Raw genomic sequence first — 22,164 nt, forward strand, 5'->3', positions numbered from 1 at the left:
ACCGAAGCCGCGCCTACCTTTGCTTGTGCGATTCTGTATAGCTCTGGAGATACTCTTCCATTTCACGAATGTAGATACGGCAGATGGTCGAGAGCATAAAGTTCTTCTTGACCACGTAGCCGATTTCCATGGTACGGTCATCTTCGCCCTTCGCGTCCTTGAAGGGGACCGCCACATAGTCCGAACCGTTGATTTCTTCGCTGATGATACCCGAGCAGAGCGTATAGCCGTTCAGGCCCACCATCAGGTTCAGTATAGTCGCACGGTCGTTCGCCTTGATGGTACGGTGATATTCGTTTGTACTCAAAATCTCTTCGGCAAAGTAGTAGCTACCGCTTTCGCTCTGTTCAAAAGAAAGGCAGGGGTACTGCGAAAGGTCCATCAGGTTCACCGACTTGCGCGTTGCGAGTGGATGATTTTTCCACATGTAGGCATAAGCCTTACAATCGATCAGGTGGTGGAATTCCAGGTCGCGTTCCTTGAACAGGTAGTTGATGTACTTGCGGTTGAAATTGCTCAGGTACAAAATTCCGATTTCGCTCTTGAGGCCTGCCACGTCGTCGATGACGTCCTTGGTCTTTGTCTCGCGGAGGGCGAATTCGTATTCGTCGATATTGAACTTTTTCACCATCTCCACGAAGGACTTGACCGCGAAGGAATAATGCTGCGTCGAAACGGCGAACTTCTTCTTCTGCTGCACGGCCTTGTCGTAACGGCCACGGAGAGTCTCGTAATGGTGATACAGCTGGTTCGCCTGGGCCACGAATTCCTCGCCGTCCGGCGTAAGCGACACACCGCGGCTCGTGCGGTTGAAAATCACGATGCCGATCTCTTCTTCGAGGTCGCGGATAGCGGCCGTCAGCGACGGTTGCGAAATAAACAGGTTTTCGGCAGCCTTGTTAAAGGAGCCCACCTTGGCGATACCGATTACATAGCGGAGTTGTTGCAGAGTCATGGGTCGTAGCCACCTTTGATTTAAATTTTTAGTTTCCTATTACTTTTGTAGGGATAAAATATAGACAAAACCTATTAATCAGTCAAGTAAAATAAACAAAATTTATTACGATTCGAACGGGCGAACGCGCAGGGTCACGCCCAGGTCATTACACAACTTGCGGCAAAGTTCGATTTTTTCTTCGGACATCACCTTCTCGACCACCGTCATGACCACGTTCGGCACATGGCGTTTCGCGAGGACAGCAAACTCCTGGAGTGCCTCGAAGGACCCGATCCCAAACTTGGAACGCGTGAGCGCGAGGAATTCCTCGGCATCCGGCGCATTCAGCGAAATGGACACCGTGTCGAAACGGCCCGCAAGCTCCGGCGTAATATCGCGACCGTGAACAAGGTTCGCAAGGCCGTTCGTATTGACGCGCACTTTCAGGTCCGGGTATTTTGACTTGAGGCGGTCAATCACCTCGCAGACATCGGCGACCCTTTCGAGCGGTTCGCCGTAGCCGCAAAAAATCAGTTCATTGATGACGGAAAGGTCGTACGGAGCAAAAAGATCCATCACCCGGTCGACACTCGGTTCGCCCTCCTTGAGCCAGAGCGAATTGCCTTCCATCATCTTCTTGGTCTGACGTAGGCAAAAGACACAGTTGCAGGGGCAACGGTTCGTCATGTTCACATAGATGTTCTTGCCAGTGAGATCGCCGCTATTCGCGATATCCAGATAGCCGGCCTCTCCCACATGCCCAGTCACTGTATACAAAACCATCGTCAGTCCTCCATGAGGTCGCGAAGGAACATCTCGACACTGAGTCCCCAATGCGTAGGGACGTGCTGTTCTTCGCAATAGGCGACACACTTGGACGCAAATTCGGCCGAACGCTTGACCGAGTCGTAAAAGTCGTGCCCGTTCAAGTACATTCCGGCAATGACCGCACTGATTACATCGCCCGTGCCGCTACGGTCGCCACCGATACGGTCTACCATGACCGTTTTCGGCTTTTCGCCCTTGCTGTAGACAAAGTTCATAATCTGCCTATCTTCGCAATGGATTCCGGTCACCACGATATGTTCGGGCCCCTGGGCGCTCAACTGCTGGCAAAGGTTTTCCAGTTCGGTGTTGTTGAAATTGCCGTCGCGATATTCCGTGCCGGTCAACGCACAGAGTTCCGTCAAGTTCGGGGTCAGGATATCGGCATAACGAACCAGGCCCTTCATCTTTTCGGAAAGCGCGGGCGTATAGGTCTTGTAGAGGAGTCCGTCGTCGCCCATCACCGGGTCGACAAGGGTGAACACGCCGGGTTTCTTGAATGTCCTGATAAAATCAATAACGATATCCACCTGTTCTTCGGAACCCAAAAAACCGGTCGCAATCGCGTCGAACGACATGTCCAGATTCTTGTAGGTCTGGATATAGTCGCGCATTTTCGGAGTGTAGTCGTCAAAATAGTATTCGGGGAACTGCGTATGCGTCGAAAGGATCGCCGTCGGCACCGCAACCGCCTGAATCTTCATCGCCGAAACGACAGGCGCCATGACGGCAATCGAGCAGCGTCCGAAACCCGTGATATCATTGATGAGCGCTATCTTTTTCTGTGGCATGACCATTCAAAAATAGAAATTTGAGAACGCGGGCATAGGCTAGCGCTGCCGAAACAATAACCGCAATCAGTGTCGGACCAAGGAATACGGAATCCAGGCGTTCCGCCACCTGGTAAACCGCAAACCCCGCAAGCCACGCAAAAAAGTTCCAGAGCCAGGCGCCGAGACTTTCGCTACGCCCCTTCGCAAAGAAGAACGAAACCAGCAACACGGCAGCCATGGGCGCAAACACAGACGCAATCAGGTAAAGGAAACTGATGTAATGATCCATGATTCCCGAAATCGCAAGGACGGCACTCAGCACGCTCACGACAACACCTGCTACTTTCGGATTCAGCTTGCCATAAATTGCCTTTGCCGATTCACCGGCCGAGTTCGCCGCCAAGAAGTTGGTCGTCACCGTCGAAAGCACCACAATCACGATTCCCGGGATACCGAGGCCCGCCAAGAGAATCGCCTGCGCGATGTTGTTGCTCGCCCCAATTCCCGCAATCTCGATTCCGATAAAATACATCCAGAGGCTCGCCAGCGAATACGCCACCGCAGAAACCGCCGTTGCCCCGACCGGTTTTTCGGCATCCTTGGTATAGTCGGAAATCACCGGCAACCACGAAATGGGCATGGCAATCGAAATCTCGAAAACATTCCAAAAACCAAGTACTGCAGCAGCCTTGGCACCAGACGCCGGGGCGATACCGAACAACTTAACAGAAAGCACGGCAAGCAAAACCGCAAGGGCCGCCATCACGACCGTCGCCACATTCGCCGAACGCTTGAGGCCCACATAGACCCACGCCGCAATCAGCACCGCAAGAATCACGCAAGTCAGCGGGAAAGAAATCGGCAGATTGAGCCCCGAAAGCGCCGACGCACCCTGCGCATTCAACACGGCCACCCACGCAAGCAGCTGGAACACATTCAACGCCGCAAAAAACTTGGAACCGTACTTGCCGAAAGTCGAAGCCGTCGTCTCCATGGCGTTCAGACGCACACGCGCACCGATGAGACCGACAAAGAACAGCATCACGCCACCTAGAAGGTGACCAAGAACCAGGGGAAGCCACAGGGAATCCTTCGCCGCCGCGGAGCCGATCTCGATACCAGCCTCAATCTCGGAAACGGAAATCGCGACACCGAACCAAATAATTCCATTTGAAAAAACACTAGTACGCATAAACGGTGCCAAAAATAAAAAAGCGGCCCCACCGTCACAAGGGCTACGACTTATACTACTTTTGTATCTACAATTATAGCTTTAAACTATAACCCAAAGAAACAGCAAATCTAGGCGCCGAATTCCTGATCGTCTAGCGTCAATTCGTTCGCCACGGCATCCTGCTTCCGTTCGGCCGTCGCGTCAAGCGCCTCGGCATGCCCGCGCAACGCCGCAAATGGGTGGAAAATCTTTGCGCGGTCTTCCACTTTCATGCGCGGATGCTTCATCATGAAATTCCAGTCGTTCCGCGGATACGGCAAATCAATGATGTCTTTGTAATTATCAATCATAAAAAGCGACCCTGCAAGGGGAGCGACCTCACACCCCTAAGCCCTGTGTCCTCCGATTTGTCCGTTGCGTTCAATGGTGGTGGCGCCTTCTTGCAAATCCATTCCCTTCACAATCGCATTCTTGCCGAAGCGTTTCTTGATCAGGAGTTCCGCCTTCAGGCGCTTCTTTTCTTTTTCCTGCTTCTGCACATCGGTGAACAAGTCGTACTGTTCGTGACTTGCATCCACGATGTCGGCGGCCACCAGGTTCAGGCGGCGCACCGTCAGCTTCGGGTCCACGATGCGGTCGAAAAGTTTCATGACCGCATCGGCAATTACCGACTGAGAGCTGGTATAATAACCGATGCTTGCCGTGCCATGAGCAGGTTTCGGAATCGTGCGCCCGTAAAAATCCGTGACCGTGACGCCGTGGTAAATTCCCTTGTCCACATTTTCGCGGTCGTAACCCACCGTGAGTACCATCGCATTTGTCACCAGGTCGTGCGCAATCAAAGTCATCGAAACCGTATCGACCATTTCACGCACCACGAGACGCGCCTTGTCGAACGGATACGGATCCTGCAGCACCTGGCCTTCGCCCGTACTCCTGTTCCGCGGCTTTGACTTCTTGATGTCCGCAATCGTGCAAGGCTCGTAACCCCAAGCGTGGTCGATCAGAATCTCCGCATTCACGCCAAACAGATTGTACAGCGCTTCAGGATTTTTCACACTCACGCGGGCAATATCGCCCATCGTGTAAATGCCGCGCCCCGCATTCAGCCTGCAATTTTCCAGGCGCTCCGCAATGCCGCGCCCCACCTGCCAAAAACTCGTGAGCGGCCTGTGCGACCAAAGCTGCCTGCGGTAACTCATCTCGTCCAGTTCCGCGATGCGCACGCCGTCGGCATCCGCATGCTTCGCCATCACGTCCATCGCGATCTTGCAAAGGTACAAGTTCGTCCCGATTCCGCCCGTGGCCGTTATTCCCGTAGTCGCGAAAACATCCTGGATAATCGTCTTCACTAATTCGCGTGCCGTCTTTTTATAAAGCTTCAAGTAGCGCGTCAAATCCAAAAAGCATTCGTCAATGGAATACGCATGAATGTCTTCGGCACTCACGTACTTCAGGTAGACATTGTACACCTTCGTGGAATACTCCACATACTTCGCCATCTGCGGTTTCGCAATCGTGAACTCGACCTTTTCGCCCGTACGGCGCAGCACCTCGCGCACCTTCTGGTTCACCTCGAAAAGTCGCGCACGCCCCGGAATCCCGTAAGCCTTGAGCGCAGGCGTCACCGCAAGGCAAATCGTCTTCTCGGTGCGGCTCTCGTCGGCCACCACGAGCTTCGCCTTAAGCGGGTCAAGCCCCCGGAGGATACATTCCACCGAGGCAAAGAACGACTTTAAGTCTATGGCCGCATAAGTGCGTGAAGGCATAATGGGAAATATAACTAAACAAATCAAGACCGACGAAGAATTCCAGAAGAAGCTCGACGATCTTTTTATTGCCGAGATTGCAGTTCTTTAAGCCAAAGAAAGAAACCTAGCCTTATGAAAGCTAGGTTTCAAAAAAAATTTGAGTGATATTACTTATTCAAAGCAGCAAGTCGTTTTTTTACTTCAGCGACTTGCTCATGCGAAATGCCCACCTCGCGCATAATGTCGATAGCATCTGCGTGCCCCTTGTTCACGTAATGCTCCGCAAAGGTTTCGTATCCACGCTTCGCTACAATTTCCGGCCTGTCCATCTTGATATCCTTGTGCTTGTTGGGCCACCTCCACAAAAAGTAGGAGAGCGACTGCTTGATAAAGTCCCTGCCTTCGGGCGAGCGGTCCAGCTTGAGCAGGTGTGCCGCAGCCTCGCGGAAAGAAACAGTGAACTTTTCTTCATTAAAAATATACTTCAAAGAAGTGAGCGCGACAAGGGTCATGGGCGAAAAGCACTTCAATTCAGCGTCATCGATATCGTGGCCGATGTCAAGGAATTCTACCTTGAAGGGGTAGCCGATATCGTGGTAGTATTCGGGATAGTCCGCAAAATGCGGCTTTGAGAGCGGATCCCAGCCGTCCGCGCCGTTATAGACAATAAAGGCGACCACGGGGACATCCTTCTTCTTCTCGGCAAATAAATGATGGTGATACTCAGAAATCTGTCTCATCACGTTATCATCGATATCGGACTTGTGCTCCGCGATAATGCCCACGAATAGCCCCGCCTTGCCGCCCGTTTTCAGATCCGCCTCGAAAACGAGGTCAGCCGAACCGGCATGTTTGTCGCTCGAAAAATTTTCGGGGACGCCACGCAGCGTTGAGATGTTGATGGTGTCAAGAAATTCCCTCAGCGATGGCTTTCGCCTTGCATAGAGTTCAAGCAATTCTGCCATGCGCTTCGGATTCGCGAAGGCGAAACGCAGGTAACGGTCATGGGTAAAGCTGCTTTCGTCTGCAACAGAATCAAGAATAATGTTGAATTCCTTTGCAATATTGATATCGTCTTCAGGATGGGTATTGTTTTCTGCAATGATAACATTATTCATTAGCAACGGTCCTTTTTTGCATATTCTAGAGACGACCCGCGAAAGGAGTTCCGCAGGACAGGATCTTTTTAGGAAAAAGCCTAATTTTGAGGTCCTGTACTATACACGTTTTTTTCAGATGGTCTAAACTGTTTTTTCGGAAAATTTTACAATGATTTACAAAAGGAGACTGGTGAAAGGATTTCTTTTTCTCCGTCAATCTTACCCGACGACAACAAACCGCTATTCTTCATCTTTCCTCCCTCCACCTACACGCACAAAAAGGCGGGGCTACTTTCCAGCCCAAGAAATTCCAGGACCATCGGATCCTTGATGACCTCTTGCGGAGCTTCAAGGATGCGTTCAAGCTCGCGGCCATTCCAAGAATTGTTCACAGCCTCAAGTTCGTAATATTCACGCTTGTCGGGGTCAGAAATAGCAATGAGCATCTTATATTGAGACCAGTTCAATTGCGTCCGCACTGCGGACGCAATTGGATACAATAGGAAAAATTGACGTATGCGTTCAATTTGTCGAATACCAAATCCGCTGCCATACTCCGCTTCCAGCTTTTCAGCAAGCGATTTCACGATATACGCCCCGTAATCGGCACGCTTCTTGCCATGCTGTTCTTCTTCGAAAATACGCTTGCCAAGTTTCCAGTACATCTGGACACGACAGAAATCAACGCTCCTAACCGCATTTTTCCGCGCAGTCTCGATGATTTGCTTGGCATCTTGGACTAGCCTCGTAGAGATAACTTCTTTAGCCATATTAGCCTCCATTTAGCCGCAAAAAACGGCTTGTTAACGTTTGGGGCGTTCTTGCAAAAACGGTAAGCCGATTTAACGCAAAAACGCACCTCGCCTTAAAACAGCGAGATGCGTTCAGCGGTAATGTACCAAAATCTCAAAGAACTGGCAAGGGGTATAACGAAATTTTACATAACGAGACGGGTTATTCGTATTTCAATACTATGATCAACAAAGACCTTGTGGAAGCTCTTGATTTGAACCTGTCGGAATTTCCGACAGGTTTGCCCAAATTTGTAATTTGCAAAAAATGCAAAATGGTTTACTGAAGAGAAACAAAATCAGACAAGTTTGATTCCGCGTCGTTCGCCTTCACGAAGAAATCCACCTGCTTTTCGAGATAAATGACCCGAGAATCAATGTTTTCCAGCCTGTTTTCATGTGCAACAAGGCGCTGGTTTACGCTGAAGCCCTTCAACATGTGCTCTTTGAGGACACGGTTTGCCCACTGACGGAAGCGAGTGCCGCTAATGGAATTGACCCTGTAACCCACAGAAATAATCATATCCAAATTGTAATACGGGACAACTCGTTTAATGGACCGTCCACCCTCCAAACGAACCTGTGCAATTTTTGCACAAGTTGAATTTTCATACAATTCCTGCGTCTGAAAAATGTTGCGAATATGCCGATTTATTGAAGTTCTGTCCGTATTGAACAATTCCGCCATCTGTGCCTGCGTCAGCCAAACAGTATCCTGGTCCACGCGAACTTCAATGTGAAATTCGCCCCCTTCCGGCTGATACACGATGATTTCGTTCTTTTCGTCGTCACCCTCACCCGACGGCAACAAACCGACATTCTTCATCTTTCCTCCATCCGCCTACATGCATAAAAAGGCGGGGCTACTTTCCAGCCCAAGGAATTCCAAAATCATCGGATCCTTGATGACCTCTTGCGGAGCTTCAAGGATGCGTTCAAGCTCGCGGCCATTCCAAGAATTGTTCACTGCCTCAAGCTCGTAATATTCGCGCTTGTCGAGGTCAGGAATCTGAATCAACATACGATATTGCGACCAGTTCAATTGCGAACACACTGTATTCGCAATTGGATAGGTAATGAAAAATTGGCGGCAAAATTCTAATTGACGCTTAGAAAATCCGCTCCCATACTCTGCTTCCAGCTTTTCTGCAAGCGATTTCACGATATACGCCCCGTAATCGGCACGCTTCCTGCCATGCTGTTCTTCTTCGAAAATACGCTTGCCAAGTTTCCAGTACATCTGGACACGACAGAAATCAACGCTCCTGACCGCATTTTCCCGCGCAGTCTCGATGATTTGCTTGGCATCTTGGACCAGCTTCGTAGAGATAACTTCTTTAGCCATATTAGCCTCCATTTTGCCGCAGAAAACGGCTTGTTAACGTTTGAGGCGTTCTTGCAAAACCGATAAACCGATTTAACGCAAAAACGCACCTCGCCTTAAAACAGCGAGATGCGTTCAGCGGTAATGTATCAAAATCTCAAAGAACTGGCAAGGGGTATAACGAAATTTTACATAACCACTGGGGTTATTCGTTCTTAGTGCACTTCTACTTTAAAAAAACCTTTTTGAATGCCGCATAAAATACGAAAGGTATCAGCTATCATTACAAGCAGAGCGAAGTAATCTCTTGACGCAACTAATAAGTTTATCCAGTTCCTTATTTAATCGTAAAACACCTCCGCTTGCGCGGAGAAAACCCACTACCCGGAAATGCTACCTTACCATCGGCGGAAACACCTCCGCTTGCGCGGAGAAAACACGCCGACGGCAACAAGGCGGAAAAGAACTTTAGAAACACCTCCGCTTGCGCGGAGAAAACTCCGTTGCTATGCCGAAAGGTTCCGCATCGTCAGAAACACCTCCGCTTGCGCGGAGAAAACGCATGGCTGACTTGACGGAAAAGATTCATTCAAGAAACACCTCCGCTTGCGCGGAGAAAACCTTTTGTCCTCTATCCCTTTAGTCGGTATTTTGGAAACACCTCCGCTTGCGCGGAGAAAACCAACCAAAAGGAGGTCGATCATGGCTTGCGGAAGAAACACCTCCGCTTGCGCGGAGAAAACAAAGGTAGGCCGCTTGCTGCCATAGGTCGCCCAGAAACACCTCCGCTTGCGCGGAGAAAACCTCTTGCCCTGCAAGAAGTGTACCCAAGCACCGGAAACACCTCCGCTTGCGCGGAGAAAACCGCACACGCAGCCCGTCAAGCCCGCATCCATTAGAAACATCTCCGCTTGCGCGGAGAAAACTGCCGCAAATTATTGAATCAAGGCATGATTATAGAAACACCTCCGCTTGCGCGGAGAAAACGCGGAACTGTCACCTTCCAATCGGGATAAGGGAGAAACACCTCCGCTTGCGCGGAGAAAACATCAAGGACGTATAACATTTTTTAACGGGGTCAGAAACACCTCCGCTTGCGCGGAGAAAACTTGCCGAGGACGAGATTTGCGTAATCTTCGTAAGAAACACCTCCGCTTGCGCGGAGAAAACAACTTGGCTACATACCTGAAATCGCCTTTAGTGGAAACACCTCCGCTTGCGCGGAGAAAACGTTTTCCAGGAGAGCGTCCGCGAGCTTGCCGTAGAAACACCTCCGCTTGCGCGGAGAAAACTATCCTTGCCCGCTCCGCAGCGCATCGACCCCGGAAACACCTCCGCTTGCGCGGAGAAAACATCTTTTTGAGTCAATCATGGAAAATCCTTTATCAAACACCTCCGCTTGCGCGGAGAAAACATGCTTACGCCAACCAGCCACAATGTAACCGTAGAAACACCTCCGCTTGCGCGGAGAAAACCCAACCAAACGCGAACGGTGTCCAAAGTAGGAAGAAACACCTCCGCTTGCGCGGAGAAAACACCGGGAAAATTTTGCCCACCCAAATGGCGCAGGAAACACCTCCGCTTGCGCGGAGAAAACTCGGTTCTTCCTTGGCCGGGATTCGTTCGGCAAGAAACACCTCCGCTTGCGCGGAGAAAACGCATCAAACGCTTGCACGAAAGCAAAACGCAGGGAAACACCTCCGCTTGCGCGGAGAAAACTCGTCCCTCGACGACTTCATGGCTGCTGCTAGGGAAACACCTCCGCTTGCGCGGAGAAAACGGAGAACTGGTACAGAGGGTCATCGGCGTACTGGAAACACCTCCGCTTGCGCGGAGAAAACCAAACATAGATATGACACACGTCCACAGCGAGGGAAACACCTCCGCTTGCGCGGAGAAAACGAGTGTTCGACGCTGCCGCGAGCCTGCTCGGTAGAAACACCTCCGCTTGCGCGGAGAAAACACCAAGATTTTGTGATTACACACTTGGCAATACACAAAATATAGTACTTCACTGATTTAAGAGTTTTTCGACAATCAGCTGATAACCCGATATTTCATCTATCTTCTTATTCGGATCACCCTGTCCCCAAATCTTAAATCCGGGAGCCTTATTTATTCGCTGAAAAATTAAAAGCCCTGATTGAGCAGGGCAAGACTTTAACAAATATTGGACGACATCATTTGCAACAGAGTCCTTAATTCCTGACACAAATATGTTCGCTCTTGGTTCTACGAACCATAACTTCATTCTTCCCCGAACAGCCGGGGGCAAATCATTTGCGATAACAACAACCATTTACTTACCTAGCATTTCCTCAATATCTGGACCTATACGTTCTAACAATTTATAATCAAGAACCCGCTTCCGGAATTCAGCTGATACCCGATGTTTGTTGTACTCTCCCGCCAAATCCAATGTCATCTTAAAAGCCAAATCTATGCACAATTCTTCCTTGTACAAATCAGCCATATCATAGACAAAAGGTAACGGTGATCCCGAGTGAATAAAACCTATATGTGGAGAATAGCCCATTGAATAGATGCAAGAGCATAAAATTCCATATAATGCGGCATTGGATGCAGTCAGCACTTGGTTTGTGACATCGCTCAATTCCATCTTTCCAGGTGTAAAAGAGCGTCCTCGCCAACCAACACCATATTCATTCGCTTTTTTCTCATATAACGCACGAACACGATATCCTTCCATGCCCATCATTTCTTTTAAAGGCTTGCCTTTTAAATTTTCATCAGGGAAACGCCGTTCATACATCCGTCTTGCAACCGCAAGAGATTTTTCAGGATCACACGAAATCTGCATCTGACGCCGCAAATTCCGAGTATTTGCGGTAGGAGAATTGCCAACAGCATAAAACAACAAAGAATCCTCACCAACCCAGCACACGCTACAATTTGCGGCAGCGAGGACCTTAATCGCTTCATGAGTTACACTTGTTCCAGGCCCCAAAAGCAAAGTCGTTATTGTAGCAATAGGAAGGCGAACAACTTCGCCTTCACTATCAATCCACTTAACACTGCTATCGTCAATTTCTAAACGACCTCGTTCAAGATAGAGAAATGGGTACCGATCTTTTATTTGTGGTAACGTGTCGTGCGTTACCTTGATAATCAATCGGCTACTTTTTTCTTTTATCTGATTAGCAGCCATTTAAGACAATCCTTCTGAAATCTTGGTGACACGACGATCACGATACATCTTTTGAGTACCAAACTGTATAGGCACATCATTCAATGTAAAGACATCGCCCTTTTCAGGGAAATCACCATCTATCACTTTAAAATTCAAAGACAACAATTTTTTAGCATAATCAGGAAGATTTTCATTACGCAATTCTGATTTCTTAGCAGCATAATTCTTTGCAGCCTGCTCAGCCTCATTTTCAGAAGCGAATTCTCCATGATATACAAAATCAGTCGGAACACAGCAGCGTCGTCCCAGATATATTGGATATACTGGATTTTGCAAAGCATTCGCAATCTTTTCCGTCAAATCCGCAGGAACCTCAAGCAACACCGCAAAAACTGCATTTTGCAAATAATATCGATGAGTCAATTTTGTTCCTCCACCCACAGCTGATTTACCTGCTCCTGTTTTAGGAATCAACATAGACTGCCAAGGATCATTGGAATCATATCCTGAACCAATCATTTGGAAATCATGTAACAAAGACTCCCTATCGTATCGGAACGACAAAACGGTCTGTTTCAAATTCGAGAAACGAGCCAACAATTCTTTCTGTTCGCCAGAAGCCCCCATTGCACAAAGAACAAGACCTAGAACTCCCGATTTCGTTGGGAATTCTAGCGTATCTCTGCGAGAAAACTTGGAATCAGCACCCCAAGATTGCAATGGAGCTTCAAACCAAAGAAGCATCCAACGAGTATCCATTGTTACTCCTTAATTGCAGATACAACACCTTCAATAAGATTGTCAATAGAGAAGTTTTCATCTTCACCAAATTCAAACTTCTTGACCAAACCAAACAGCGATCCAGAAAGCTTTTCCTTTTTAGCAAGAGTACTTTTCACGTAATCTATGCTATTGGACAAAAAACCTCCGTTATTGTCTTTTTTAATAGGCGTTTCAAACGAAAGCTGCATTCCCTGTCCTTTGCGAACATATACTTCTGCAAAGTCCCAAGAACATGCTCCGGCCTGCGTTGTTTGTCTTGCAGACGGAACCGCAACATAAAGAGCCTTAATAAAAGAGGAAACCGCTTGCGGCAAGAACTGATCTCCGCCCAAAGATTCATAAAGTTGGCCCAAATCAAGGGAAACATAACGATAATATGTAGCAGAATTGAATTCAAGAGATCCCATATGAGCAGACCCCTGATTATCCTTGGGATAGTCTGCAACAGCCGTAAAGAATTCAACTTCATTTGTTACACGATGTGTCGAAATAGCATGAGCAAAAGATGCTGCCGCTTCAACATTCATTGTCGGAGCCTGAGCGACCATTCGACCAAACAAGGCAATATCAAGGCCGTCCAAAGTTTCAGACTGAGCGAACTTAGACTTATCGATAATCTTTGCCAAATCCTTTTCGGGATGCTTTGCATCTTTAATTACTTCTTCAGGCTTAAATTCACATTCCTTAAACTTTTCGGCAATCAAAGAGATTTCCGCAGGAGCCAAAAACATTAAGGTATCGGCTTTAGAATCTCCTTCCTCATCACCTTTCTTCTTAGAGTCTGACTTTATAAAGATTTGTTCAATTTTATCGCCACATGCTTTTGCCTGTTCCGGTGTAGCTTCAATTTCTTTACAAGCAAATGCAACAAGATCCGAAAGCAATTTTGTACGGGTGCCAAGTTCAACGCCACTAACCTCATGCATTGCCAAACGAACAGCACGTTTCCAGCATTGGCTAGAAACTCGAGCACGACTCACGCCGCCAATCATAGCCGTTTTCGGTGCACCCACATCATCTCGGTTCAAGCACGTAACCGGGAAAGACTGCAAGATATGGAATTCAATTTTCTTGTTGGTGTAAGGGTTCTGATTAACCATTTTTTATCTCCTATTATTAAAACTTTTTAGACAATTGCATTTGTTAGTGGAACAATTTGGAAGAGTCCAAAGCCATACGCTTTTCCCTTTCCAAGACCTTTTTCAAACGCATTAATAAACTTTTCTCGGTCAGTGACCTTAAGGCGACCTTTGAAGGAGGCTTTTCCAAGAACAACTTTCTGTTTGTCCTTATGGAATTGTAAAACCGAGGTATTCCCAATAGACAATGAATCAGGAACAACCTCAAATCCATTTGCTTCAGCCTTTTCTAAAAACCACAGTTTCAAGGAGTCCTTATCATTCCCCCTGATGGGAATTTTCTTTTTTGTTTTAGAATCACAACGGACAGGATTCATCAAGACTTCAAAACCGTAATACTCCTGTTGCAAAAATTGCGACGGGACTTCTTGTGTTTCAACTTTTCCGATTTCAGGTTCTTTCGGCACATTCTTTGAAAGGATCAAAATTTTCTTTTCATTGAAATCACCACCACGATCTGCATACAGAAAACTTCTAGTATTCTCATTTTCCCTTGGAAACAACGAATAAACAGTTTTATGCAAAGTGTATGCATCAAAGACACCTTGATTACACACAGCAATCTGCTGGATATCGCTTCGAGACAATCGTAAAACGGATATGAACATTACGACTCCTCATTTTCTTTAGATATTGAACCAAAGAAATCTTGCGCCCATCGAGCAAGTGTTTTATCAGGATTAAAGAATATCAAATCTTTCAAGAGCTTTTCAAACGAAATGCCAACCCCTCTACTACAAATCAATTGCAAAATAGGACGTAGCACTTGACACACTTCAATGACATTATCGCAAGCTAGAATTCTCCGCAACTTGACTTTTGCCGCATCACTATCTCTACCACCATCATCTTGATAAGCATTCGCCAAAGCAGCTCCTAAGCCAAGATTTCCGTCTTTTTCTCTGGAAGACCTTGCTATTGCAGCAAAAACTAAAGCATAAGGCAACCTCTTTGAGTCCACGTCTAAAGGAACCTTAAAAGCAGCCAAAATTTCCCATGCCTGATAAGCGGTATCAGGATTATCAGCCCTTTTTAACGTTGCAGCAAAGCCCCTGTCATTTTTGCAACGGGCAAAAACATTCGCCACCAATGAAGGTTCTTTCTGTTTATTTTCATCAGCCATTATCACTACCTCTTCTTTTCAAACTTTTTAGGGAAATTTTTCGCCCAAGCTTCCAATTGACGGGCCGATTGGTTCGGACAGTATTGATTATAAATCTGTTTTACAAATTGCCAAATTTGATCGTTGATTTTATCCATTTCATGATTGTATTGGTCTGTAGTATCAATAGAACAGGTATCAACTATTCGTTGGAAAATACTTTCGCATTGTTGCCAATAATCCGATTCTACGCTTGGAATATTTTGCGATCCGATTTGTCTTGCATTTTTTGAGGAACTTCCTCCTCTAATCTCCGCATTATACCCAACCACAAATTTTTGCAAATCAAAACAGAATTCATTAAGTTTTCTCATTTCTTCAAAAAGCTTATTGCAAAAAGAATCTCCAAAAGCACTTGAGTGCAATTGAGTTTCAGACTCAACATAATCATCATTATTCTTTATTTTCTTTCCAAACGAATCTCCGGAAACATCAATACCTCCAGACCATATAGAAAATACTTTATCACATTCTGAAATACGATTTATGAATAAAGACAAGCCCAAATTGCAATACTTCCTTTCCGTATCCGATAAAGACAACATTGATGTCAGCATTCTCCAAGGTTTCTTAGAAATATCAGCATTTAACGCTTTTATTTCATCCTTTTCAAGATACCACGACATACTAGCTTCAATCCAATTTTCTACACTTTGCCCCTTTTTCTTTTCTGATTTGGCTAAATGATAAATAACACCTTCAGTAAAGTACAAGCCTTTATCTACCATTAACACATATCTTGACAATGGTACTAAATGACCTAATAATGTTTTTTTCGAAGTTTCTGTTACACAATCATTTTCAGTTGTTGGCATCATTTCCCAAAATGGTCTACCCACTCCTTCAGACAACCAAGTATAAGATTTTACATTTTGCTCTGAAAGCAAGTTATAATAAACAGATGTAACAACATTTTCAACAAGTCCGAATGAATGTAGATAATTGGAAAATCCTAAACTAGCACCAGGCTTTGCTATTACATTCTTTTTAAGATTTTTCTCTAAAGAAAGTTCTTGATTTGGTTGTTTCCCATAAAATGCAAAATTAATGACAGCCAATAAAAATAATGCTTTATCAGAATCGTTTTGAGAAACATCCCTAAAATCATATTGCGTTACGCAAGTATTATTTTCAGCCATTAAATCAGCAAAAGTACCATTCCCTATTTTATAAGGTTCTCTTTTTTCCTTTTTGGACAATGTTTCTGCTTTTTTCTTCAATTCAGGCATTTGCAAAAATGGTTTCTCACCATAAAGCCAAAAACTATCATGCCATTTGTCTAAATAATCGGAGACCCGTTCTTGCAACCCTTTAACCCCCAAAGACTTCCATTCATCTTCATCCTTCGGAGTTATTGCACTTTGAGCTATAGCCAAAAGTAACTTGAATACGGCAATTTTTTCAACAGGATTTCCGCCAAGTGCAGAAATAGATTCGTCAGCAAAAATTTGCCTTAAACCAACTTTTCCTTTCCCTACCACAGGAATCCAAGGTTCATCAATCAAATTAAATTTATTCTCTTTCATTTTCTGCCTTACTTTTCAATTTTATAACCAACACTCTTTGTATATAACATTTTTTTTGCGTTTTCGTCACCAAAAATTTCTAGTCTATTCCGGTTTAAGTCTCTAAACGAGCTGTCTTTGTCCACAATAACCGCTCTGAACATACATTTTTCATCGTCTTCTTGGTCTCCAAGATAAACATAAGCTCCAAAAACATCTATATGCCGATCTATCGGAGGAGCATCCTGTTCTGCAATAACAACACAATGTTCCACAATTTTTTTCGACAATTCTCTTTTTTGTCTTTCACTTGACGGATATTTAGGCAAAACAACCGTCTCCGATTCATTCCAAAAATTTATTTCAACTCCGTATTCTCCAACTTCGAAAGATTCCAACAACAACACGGAAACCGTATCAACATCGGAATATCGTGTCTGTACAGCAGATTCTGGCAATGTTGAAATAGCTGAAGATAAGCCGACCCTAGCGAGTCCTTGCAAATGGGACTGTTTTCCCAACAAATCAGTTTTCATTTTTGCTAGGATTCCATCTTCCTGCCGCTCTTGGTAAACGCTTTCCAACAGCCCACGAATATCATTCGGCAAATTAACGACATCTATATGTTTCAACACATCAAGTGTTCGGCTCAGAACATAGGGGCTATACACCACCCCCGTTACTCCAAATACTTTATCGCTTTTTATAACATCTTCAACAACAGGCGAAAGGACAAGTGTTTCACATTTTGCCGTTGACGGGCGAATCTTATCATTTTCGCGATGTCGCCATAAGCGCCCGATTCTTTGCAAAAGCATATCCATCGGGCAAATCCTGGTTATCAAATAATCCGCATCAATATCAATAGATTGTTCTAGGACTTGCGTTCCCACTAAAATTCGACCACAAGCATTTCGCTTAGAATAGCCATTTTTCCCGTACAGCGTGACCCATTTATTTTCTATTTCAGATCGTTGCTTTTTTATAAATCTGGAATGAATCAATCCACATTCTAAGCCCATTTCGGCAGATTTAGCAGCCAGTTTTTTGTAAACATTCTGAGCATCAGCAACAGTATTTTCTATCCAAAGAACTTGTTCCCCATTTTCAGCTTTTTCCAAAGCAATGTCAAAAGCCATTTTATCATCTTTACTTATTTTAATAGAGACATTCCGGTTAGATTCTCCCAAACTTGAAATTTCAGAAAAAGCCTTGTCCGTTTGGCTAGAAATTAAGGGATAACTATCGTTTAAGACCTGTTCAAACGGTAAATCCAAAATTTTCTTTTTCTGGGATGACGTCAATGTTGCACTTAAAATAATTACTGTGCATCCAATGTGCTTTAATTCATCAACAAGGGCATTCATTATCGTTCCAGTATAGGAATCGTAGCTATGCACCTCATCAAGAATTACGACTTTCCCTGCCAAACCAAATGCTCGCACCATGCTATGCTTGACATTCATAGCCGCCATAAGTGCTTGGTCAATAGTACCAACGGCAAACGGAGCCAGAATTCCTCGTTTTTTGGAATCAAACCAAGACTTACCAACTTTGGCATCTTCACCCAAAGAATCCTCTTCAAGCCAAGCAGAACTATGCAGCAACTTTAAGCAATACGAGGATTCTTCGCCCACGATTTTACTAAGGAACGATTCCACTCGTTCATAAATTTTATTAGATGTCAATTGTGTCGGAAGGCCAAAGTAAATTCCAGAAGCAAGCCCTTTTTCCAGCATTTTATAGGCAGCATAAAGAGCCGCTTCTGTTTTTCCCAAACCCATCGGGGCTTCCAAAACATAAACACCAGGAAAAGAAACAGATTCGAACAGATCCGACTGAATTTTTCTAGGAGTAAAGCCAAAAATATCTTTGAACTGAAGCCCTTGCTTTATAGAAAGCGGAATAAAACCAGCATTATGAACAGCCTTATGAGCAATCTTTTTCAAATCATCTTTACTATAAGAATGATTTTGCTGAATATTGCCAAAATAACCACCAGAAGCAATCCAGTCTGCAACAGTTATGAAACCACCTATAACACAAGCCTGATTCCATTCACTTAAATTATTTGAATCAGAATAGGGGAAACTCCGTTCCAAGTTTTCAATAAGCTTATGCCGCAACGCGGTCCAGTTTTCGCCACCATAAATATCACGATTCTCCGCAATTGGACTAAAATTCGGCTTAAAGCCGTGATGCATTCCTTCAATGGTTGCAAGCATTTTTTGTTCTGGAAAGCTACTTTCAATAGATACTTGAGAAACTTTTCCGTGAAAACTCACATCTTTTCGTTTTGCCCTATTTTCGTTGGCATTCTGCAACTGAGGAAAATCTTTAACACTCCCAAGCCACGATGTGTATATCATACGCTGGAAATCAGGACTTAACTTCCCTACATCGTGTATGGACGCAAAAAACGGAGCTGATTTCGTAAGAATTTGCTTCACATTATCTATTAAGGACTTGCACAATTCCTCTGCAACAAAACCAGTTATTATACAATGCTCAGCAACCGAAATACCAGGCTTTGTGTCGCCCGTTTTTTCGTCAACAACAAGTTTAGCCAGACATTTTTCCGGCGACAACGCCTCAATTTGACGTTCTTGAGTATTCTTTAAGCATTTTCCCAACATCTACGGTATAATATAGCTCCATTTCACTGACAAAAGATGACAAAAACCATTTTCCTCCCAAAAAAGCTCCAATACACGCAATATATTGCATAAATAGTTGACATTTTCCCAAAAATTATGTATTTTACAATCAAAACACGCAACATATTGCACATTTTAAACACAAAACAGCGATAAATAGATGCAGAATCTTGGCGAACAGATAGCGCAACGGCGCAAATACTTCAACATTTCGCAGGCAGACCTTGCGGAAATGGCGGGCGTCAGCCTGCGCACCGTGAGCGGGATCGAAAACGGGAGCGCCAATCCTAGTCTCGACGTGCTTTCCAAAATTCTAGAGGTTCTAGGACTCACGATTACCCTGCAGGAGCGCGTCATCCATGAATAAAACGGCTCACTACAGATTACGCAAGGCATGCGTTCTAAAAAACGGGAAAACTGCAGGATATCTGCTAGCGAACAAAAGGCGCTTTGTGTTTATCTACGACAGTGACTACCTCGCAACCGGAGGTTCCTCCATCGCTACCGGATTCCCCAAAGCCCAACGGATTTTTTCTTCACGATATCTATTCCCATTCTTCAGTGGACTCTTGCCCGAAGGCGAAAACCTAGCTTACATCTGCAGGAGCCTAAAGCTCAACCCCAAAGATAAATTCGGCCTACTTCTGGAACTCGCCCAGAACGAAACCATCGGCGCCATCACCGTGAGAGGAATCGAATAATGCGTTGCCATTGCTGCCTCAAAGAAACCGAAAACGATTTCTGCCGTTCCTGTTCGCAAAGACTTTTCAGCAAAGCCAATTTCAGCGCAATGCTGAAGTTTACACTTCCAAGCATCGCTCAAGGCACCAACCAAAACACCCGAAGAATTTCCATATCCGGGGCACAGGCAAAATATTCCTTGCGCATCGTATCTAAAGAGCTTGAACCGACCGACAACAATGGCACCTACATTCTGAAGCCTGCTACAAATATGCAGTTTAGGCTATTCGCCGATATGCCCGCAAACGAGCACATCACCATGCAAATGGCAAAACAGATTTTCAAATTGAATGTAGCCGAATCGGCTTTGCTACAGTTTACAACCGGAGAATACACCTATCTCACCAAACGATTCGACATTCGCAACGATGGTTCAAAAATTCTTCAGGAAGATTTAGCACAAACCGCAGGTCTATCAAGCGACGCAAATGGTTCTAATTTCAAGTACGAAAGCCTAAGTTACGAAGAAATCGCTTACATCCTGAAGCAACATGTAAGCGCTAGTCCCATTGCGATTGAGCAATTTTTCAAGGTTCTGCTGTTCAATTATCTTGTATGCAACGGCGACGCGCACATCAAGAATTTTTCGATATATTGCCCTCATCAAGACGGCGTTTACGAACTCACGCCCGCCTACGACCTGATAAACACTTCGCTGCACGCCGATGACTTTAGAACCGCGCTTGATCTTTTCAAGGACGAAGAAAACTATAACGGGAAATTCTTTAAGGACAACGGTTTTTACGGAGCTAGCGACTTTCTGGAATTTGCAAGACGCATCGGCATTGTAGAAAAACGCGCCCAAAAATTCATTCGTGACATCACGGCACACATTCCAGAAATGGACGAAATGTTGGACAAGTCGTTCTTAAGCGACGAAGCCAAAGTCCAATACAAAGAAAACATTCGCGACCGTGCCAAAGCACTCAGCTTGTAGCTATTCCCTATGTTCGTATAGGTACAGGTTCGCCTCGGGTACTGCGAGGTCGGAACCCTTGATTTTCCATTCGTCGTCGGTGCCGGTGCGGTACTTCACCACCACGCGGTAGCGGTTGTCGGTCTTTAAGACGGCCTCAGGAACGGTCCAGAAGTTTTCGGTGCCCACGACCATTTCTAGTTCGTAGAAGTCACTAGTGTCGACACCGTAGATGGCGATGGATTTTACCATGTCCTTCGGGTTACGCACCTGGATTATGCTCCAGAATTCGCTGGCACCTTCCTTGACCCAGATGGACGTTGAATCGCCCCACACGCCGTCTACGCCCTCGCAGCTCACGAATTCCCATTCGCCGTAGTAGCGGCCCACCTGATTTCCCATGATGTCAGCGGCAGGGGCGCCGCCCAAGTCCACGCCGCAATCAGCATCGGGACAGCGGTCGGTAATGCGCACGGTCACATGCTTCCAGCCGTAGAGTGTTTTCGCCTTCACGCGCACGCAGCCGCCACAGGCCGCGCCGCCATTCCACGGGCCCTTTTCATCGCCAGGGGACACATTCACATGGATCGCCGCGTAGTATTGTATGTTAGTTTGTCCGTAGTTGCAGGCGCCACCGAGGCTCGTTTCTTTTGCCGTGATACTCCCGTAGGTGGTCACGGAACCCTTGCCGCCGTTTTCGGTGAGTTCGGGGTCTGCCGCGGTGTAGCTATCGCAGGCGGTGCACTTGCCGTCGTCGCCATCGTTATCGTCGCTGCTGGATTCTGGTGCTGCGCTCGACGAAGATAGCGCCACATTCACTGAGGAACTTGTCCCTTCGGCAAGCTCAGGGACCTTGGTTATTTCGGAGGAGCTTGAACCTTCGGCAAGCTCAGGGGCCTTGGTTGTTTCAGAGGAGCTTGAACCTTCGGCAGGCTCAGGGGCCTTGGTTATTTCGGAGGAGCTTGAACCTTCGGCAAGCTCAGGGGCCTTGGTTGTTTCAGAGGAGCTTGAACCTTCGGCAGGCTCAGGGGCCTTGGTTATTTCGGAGGAGCTTGAACCTTCGGCAAGCTCAGGGGCCTTGGTTGTTTCAGAGGAGCTTGAACCTTCGGCAGGCTCAGGGGCCTTGGTTATTTCGGAGGAACTTGACAGAAGCGAACTTTCGCTTGAAAGTGTATCGGTGGCACTCGCCGACGAATCATCACCGCAAGCAACAAAGCCTGCACCCAGCAGGGCGCTGAAACAAAAAGCAAGGGCATGAAGTCTCATACCCTTGAATATAATATATTCTTTTAATGAAAAAGGGTGATCCCGGCACAAGGCCGGGATGACATGTGAGTGGTTGGCCGGGATGACAAATGAGCGCCTTACCAGTCGTTGCGCTCGTTGAGCGCAAGACCTTGCGGGTATCAAAAGCCAGCCTTACCAGTCATTGCGC

The 22,164-nt window shown here is 46.1% G+C and carries 22 protein-coding genes and 1 CRISPR repeat array; of the genes, 3 read left to right on the plus strand and 19 right to left on the minus strand.

Annotation, left to right across the window (positions count from 1 at the left end; translation table 11 throughout):
- Positions 1–13: 13 nt before the first annotated feature.
- From BUA93_RS11930 to cas3, 18 genes are all read right to left on the minus strand, one after another.
- Positions 14–955 carry a LysR family transcriptional regulator gene (locus tag BUA93_RS11930; protein ID WP_072979723.1) on the minus strand — a complete coding sequence of 314 codons (942 nt, stop codon included), beginning with the start codon at positions 953–955 and terminating at the stop codon, positions 14–16.
- A 105-nt stretch (positions 956–1,060) separates the two neighbouring features.
- Positions 1,061–1,720, minus strand: a complete 660-nt coding sequence (locus BUA93_RS11935) for a TatD family nuclease-associated radical SAM protein (RefSeq protein ID WP_072979725.1) — start codon at positions 1,718–1,720, stop codon at positions 1,061–1,063.
- A gap of 2 nt (positions 1,721–1,722) precedes the next feature.
- Complete coding sequence (locus tag BUA93_RS11940) at positions 1,723–2,553, minus strand: pyridoxamine kinase (protein WP_072979727.1); 831 nt, start codon at positions 2,551–2,553, stop codon at positions 1,723–1,725.
- Positions 2,522–3,727 (minus strand): cytosine permease, encoded by a 1,206-nt coding sequence (locus BUA93_RS11945; RefSeq protein ID WP_072979729.1) that lies wholly within the window; start codon positions 3,725–3,727, stop codon positions 2,522–2,524. The genes BUA93_RS11940 and BUA93_RS11945 overlap by 32 nt, the downstream gene beginning before the upstream one ends.
- A 110-nt stretch (positions 3,728–3,837) precedes the next feature.
- Positions 3,838–4,059, minus strand: coding sequence for a hypothetical protein (locus tag BUA93_RS11950; protein ID WP_072979731.1), 222 nt, complete (start codon positions 4,057–4,059; stop codon positions 3,838–3,840).
- A gap of 36 nt (positions 4,060–4,095) precedes the next feature.
- Positions 4,096–5,478 carry a Y-family DNA polymerase gene (locus tag BUA93_RS11955; RefSeq protein ID WP_072979733.1) on the minus strand — a complete coding sequence of 461 codons (1,383 nt, stop codon included), beginning with the start codon at positions 5,476–5,478 and terminating at the stop codon, positions 4,096–4,098.
- A 149-nt stretch (positions 5,479–5,627) separates the two neighbouring features.
- The gene (locus BUA93_RS11960; RefSeq protein ID WP_072979735.1) at positions 5,628–6,578 is read right to left on the minus strand and encodes an Rpn family recombination-promoting nuclease/putative transposase; all 951 of its coding nucleotides are present in this window, start codon (positions 6,576–6,578) and stop codon (positions 5,628–5,630) included.
- Between the two features lie 248 nt (positions 6,579–6,826).
- Positions 6,827–7,330: a DUF1016 N-terminal domain-containing protein gene (locus BUA93_RS11965; RefSeq protein WP_217651006.1), complete on the minus strand. Its 504-nt coding sequence runs from the start codon at positions 7,328–7,330 to the stop codon at positions 6,827–6,829.
- Between the two features lie 301 nt (positions 7,331–7,631).
- On the minus strand, positions 7,632–8,177 hold the full coding sequence (locus tag BUA93_RS11970) for a virulence RhuM family protein (protein ID WP_072979739.1): 546 nt from the start codon (positions 8,175–8,177) through the stop codon (positions 7,632–7,634).
- 15 nt (positions 8,178–8,192) lie between these two features.
- Positions 8,193–8,696 carry a DUF1016 N-terminal domain-containing protein gene (locus tag BUA93_RS11975; RefSeq protein ID WP_072979741.1) on the minus strand — a complete coding sequence of 168 codons (504 nt, stop codon included), beginning with the start codon at positions 8,694–8,696 and terminating at the stop codon, positions 8,193–8,195.
- 328 nt (positions 8,697–9,024) lie between these two features.
- Positions 9,025–10,638: a CRISPR direct-repeat array (repeat unit 28 nt; unit sequence GAAACACCTCCGCTTGCGCGGAGAAAAC).
- Between the two features lie 48 nt (positions 10,639–10,686).
- Complete coding sequence (gene cas2e / locus BUA93_RS11980) at positions 10,687–10,974, minus strand: type I-E CRISPR-associated endoribonuclease Cas2e (RefSeq protein WP_072979743.1); 288 nt, start codon at positions 10,972–10,974, stop codon at positions 10,687–10,689.
- A complete protein-coding gene (gene cas1e, locus BUA93_RS11985; protein ID WP_072979745.1) occupies positions 10,975–11,844 on the minus strand; it encodes a type I-E CRISPR-associated endonuclease Cas1e in 870 nt (289 codons plus the stop codon).
- Complete coding sequence (gene cas5e / locus BUA93_RS11990; RefSeq protein ID WP_072979747.1) at positions 11,845–12,585, minus strand: type I-E CRISPR-associated protein Cas5/CasD; 741 nt, start codon at positions 12,583–12,585, stop codon at positions 11,845–11,847.
- 2 nt (positions 12,586–12,587) lie between these two features.
- Complete coding sequence (gene cas7e / locus BUA93_RS11995) at positions 12,588–13,709, minus strand: type I-E CRISPR-associated protein Cas7/Cse4/CasC (RefSeq protein WP_072979749.1); 1,122 nt, start codon at positions 13,707–13,709, stop codon at positions 12,588–12,590.
- 26 nt (positions 13,710–13,735) lie between these two features.
- Positions 13,736–14,356, minus strand: coding sequence for a type I-E CRISPR-associated protein Cas6/Cse3/CasE (gene cas6e / locus BUA93_RS12000; protein ID WP_072979751.1), 621 nt, complete (start codon positions 14,354–14,356; stop codon positions 13,736–13,738).
- A complete protein-coding gene (casB, locus tag BUA93_RS12005) occupies positions 14,356–14,871 on the minus strand; it encodes a type I-E CRISPR-associated protein Cse2/CasB (RefSeq protein ID WP_072979753.1) in 516 nt (171 codons plus the stop codon). The genes cas6e and casB overlap by 1 nt, the downstream gene beginning before the upstream one ends.
- Before the next feature lie 5 nt (positions 14,872–14,876).
- The gene (casA, locus tag BUA93_RS12010; protein ID WP_072979755.1) at positions 14,877–16,436 is read right to left on the minus strand and encodes a type I-E CRISPR-associated protein Cse1/CasA; all 1,560 of its coding nucleotides are present in this window, start codon (positions 16,434–16,436) and stop codon (positions 14,877–14,879) included.
- Between the two features lie 8 nt (positions 16,437–16,444).
- The gene (gene cas3 / locus BUA93_RS12015; RefSeq protein ID WP_083597409.1) at positions 16,445–19,051 is read right to left on the minus strand and encodes a CRISPR-associated helicase Cas3'; all 2,607 of its coding nucleotides are present in this window, start codon (positions 19,049–19,051) and stop codon (positions 16,445–16,447) included.
- 181 nt (positions 19,052–19,232) lie between these two features.
- On the opposite strand from cas3, the gene BUA93_RS12020 reads away from it, so the two are divergent.
- The 3 genes from BUA93_RS12020 (at position 19,233) to BUA93_RS12030 (ending at position 20,750) form a co-directional block, all read left to right on the plus strand.
- A complete protein-coding gene (locus BUA93_RS12020) occupies positions 19,233–19,439 on the plus strand; it encodes a helix-turn-helix domain-containing protein (protein ID WP_072979757.1) in 207 nt (68 codons plus the stop codon).
- Positions 19,432–19,773: a HipA N-terminal domain-containing protein gene (locus BUA93_RS12025; protein ID WP_072979759.1), complete on the plus strand. Its 342-nt coding sequence runs from the start codon at positions 19,432–19,434 to the stop codon at positions 19,771–19,773. The genes BUA93_RS12020 and BUA93_RS12025 overlap by 8 nt, the downstream gene beginning before the upstream one ends.
- An 89-nt stretch (positions 19,774–19,862) precedes the next feature.
- A complete protein-coding gene (locus BUA93_RS12030) occupies positions 19,863–20,750 on the plus strand; it encodes a HipA domain-containing protein (RefSeq protein ID WP_254793972.1) in 888 nt (295 codons plus the stop codon).
- Here BUA93_RS12030 and BUA93_RS16585 read toward each other — a convergent pair whose 3' ends face one another.
- Positions 20,751–21,995, minus strand: coding sequence for an expansin family protein (locus BUA93_RS16585; protein ID WP_072979763.1), 1,245 nt, complete (start codon positions 21,993–21,995; stop codon positions 20,751–20,753). It lies immediately after the preceding gene.
- Between the last annotated feature and the right edge of the window lie 169 nt (positions 21,996–22,164).

The organism is Fibrobacter sp. UWH4, assembly GCF_900142475.1.
Classification (GTDB): Bacteria; Fibrobacterota; Fibrobacteria; order Fibrobacterales; family Fibrobacteraceae; genus Fibrobacter.

Bases quoted from the DNA above. Each gene is read 5' to 3' on its own strand.
- BUA93_RS11930 (WP_072979723.1), bottom strand. From the start codon at position 955: ATGACTCTGCAACAACTCCGCTATGTAATCGGTATCGCCAAGGTGGGC.
- BUA93_RS11935 (WP_072979725.1), bottom strand. From the start codon at position 1,720: ATGGTTTTGTATACAGTGACTGGGCATGTGGGAGAGGCCGGCTATCTG.
- BUA93_RS11940 (WP_072979727.1), bottom strand. From the start codon at position 2,553: ATGCCACAGAAAAAGATAGCGCTCATCAATGATATCACGGGTTTCGGA.
- BUA93_RS11945 (WP_072979729.1), bottom strand. From the start codon at position 3,727: ATGCGTACTAGTGTTTTTTCAAATGGAATTATTTGGTTCGGTGTCGCG.
- BUA93_RS11950 (WP_072979731.1), bottom strand. From the start codon at position 4,059: ATGATTGATAATTACAAAGACATCATTGATTTGCCGTATCCGCGGAAC.
- BUA93_RS11955 (WP_072979733.1), bottom strand. From the start codon at position 5,478: ATGCCTTCACGCACTTATGCGGCCATAGACTTAAAGTCGTTCTTTGCC.
- BUA93_RS11960 (WP_072979735.1), bottom strand. From the start codon at position 6,578: ATGAATAATGTTATCATTGCAGAAAACAATACCCATCCTGAAGACGAT.
- BUA93_RS11965 (WP_217651006.1), bottom strand. From the start codon at position 7,330: ATGGCTAAAGAAGTTATCTCTACGAGGCTAGTCCAAGATGCCAAGCAA.
- BUA93_RS11970 (WP_072979739.1), bottom strand. From the start codon at position 8,177: ATGAAGAATGTCGGTTTGTTGCCGTCGGGTGAGGGTGACGACGAAAAG.
- BUA93_RS11975 (WP_072979741.1), bottom strand. From the start codon at position 8,696: ATGGCTAAAGAAGTTATCTCTACGAAGCTGGTCCAAGATGCCAAGCAA.
- cas2e (WP_072979743.1), bottom strand. From the start codon at position 10,974: ATGGTTGTTGTTATCGCAAATGATTTGCCCCCGGCTGTTCGGGGAAGA.
- cas1e (WP_072979745.1), bottom strand. From the start codon at position 11,844: ATGGCTGCTAATCAGATAAAAGAAAAAAGTAGCCGATTGATTATCAAG.
- cas5e (WP_072979747.1), bottom strand. From the start codon at position 12,585: ATGGATACTCGTTGGATGCTTCTTTGGTTTGAAGCTCCATTGCAATCT.
- cas7e (WP_072979749.1), bottom strand. From the start codon at position 13,709: ATGGTTAATCAGAACCCTTACACCAACAAGAAAATTGAATTCCATATC.
- cas6e (WP_072979751.1), bottom strand. From the start codon at position 14,356: ATGTTCATATCCGTTTTACGATTGTCTCGAAGCGATATCCAGCAGATT.
- casB (WP_072979753.1), bottom strand. From the start codon at position 14,871: ATGGCTGATGAAAATAAACAGAAAGAACCTTCATTGGTGGCGAATGTT.
- casA (WP_072979755.1), bottom strand. From the start codon at position 16,436: ATGAAAGAGAATAAATTTAATTTGATTGATGAACCTTGGATTCCTGTG.
- cas3 (WP_083597409.1), bottom strand. From the start codon at position 19,051: ATGTTGGGAAAATGCTTAAAGAATACTCAAGAACGTCAAATTGAGGCG.
- BUA93_RS12020 (WP_072979757.1), top strand. From the start codon at position 19,233: ATGCAGAATCTTGGCGAACAGATAGCGCAACGGCGCAAATACTTCAAC.
- BUA93_RS12025 (WP_072979759.1), top strand. From the start codon at position 19,432: ATGAATAAAACGGCTCACTACAGATTACGCAAGGCATGCGTTCTAAAA.
- BUA93_RS12030 (WP_254793972.1), top strand. From the start codon at position 19,863: ATGCTGAAGTTTACACTTCCAAGCATCGCTCAAGGCACCAACCAAAAC.
- BUA93_RS16585 (WP_072979763.1), bottom strand. From the start codon at position 21,995: ATGAGACTTCATGCCCTTGCTTTTTGTTTCAGCGCCCTGCTGGGTGCA.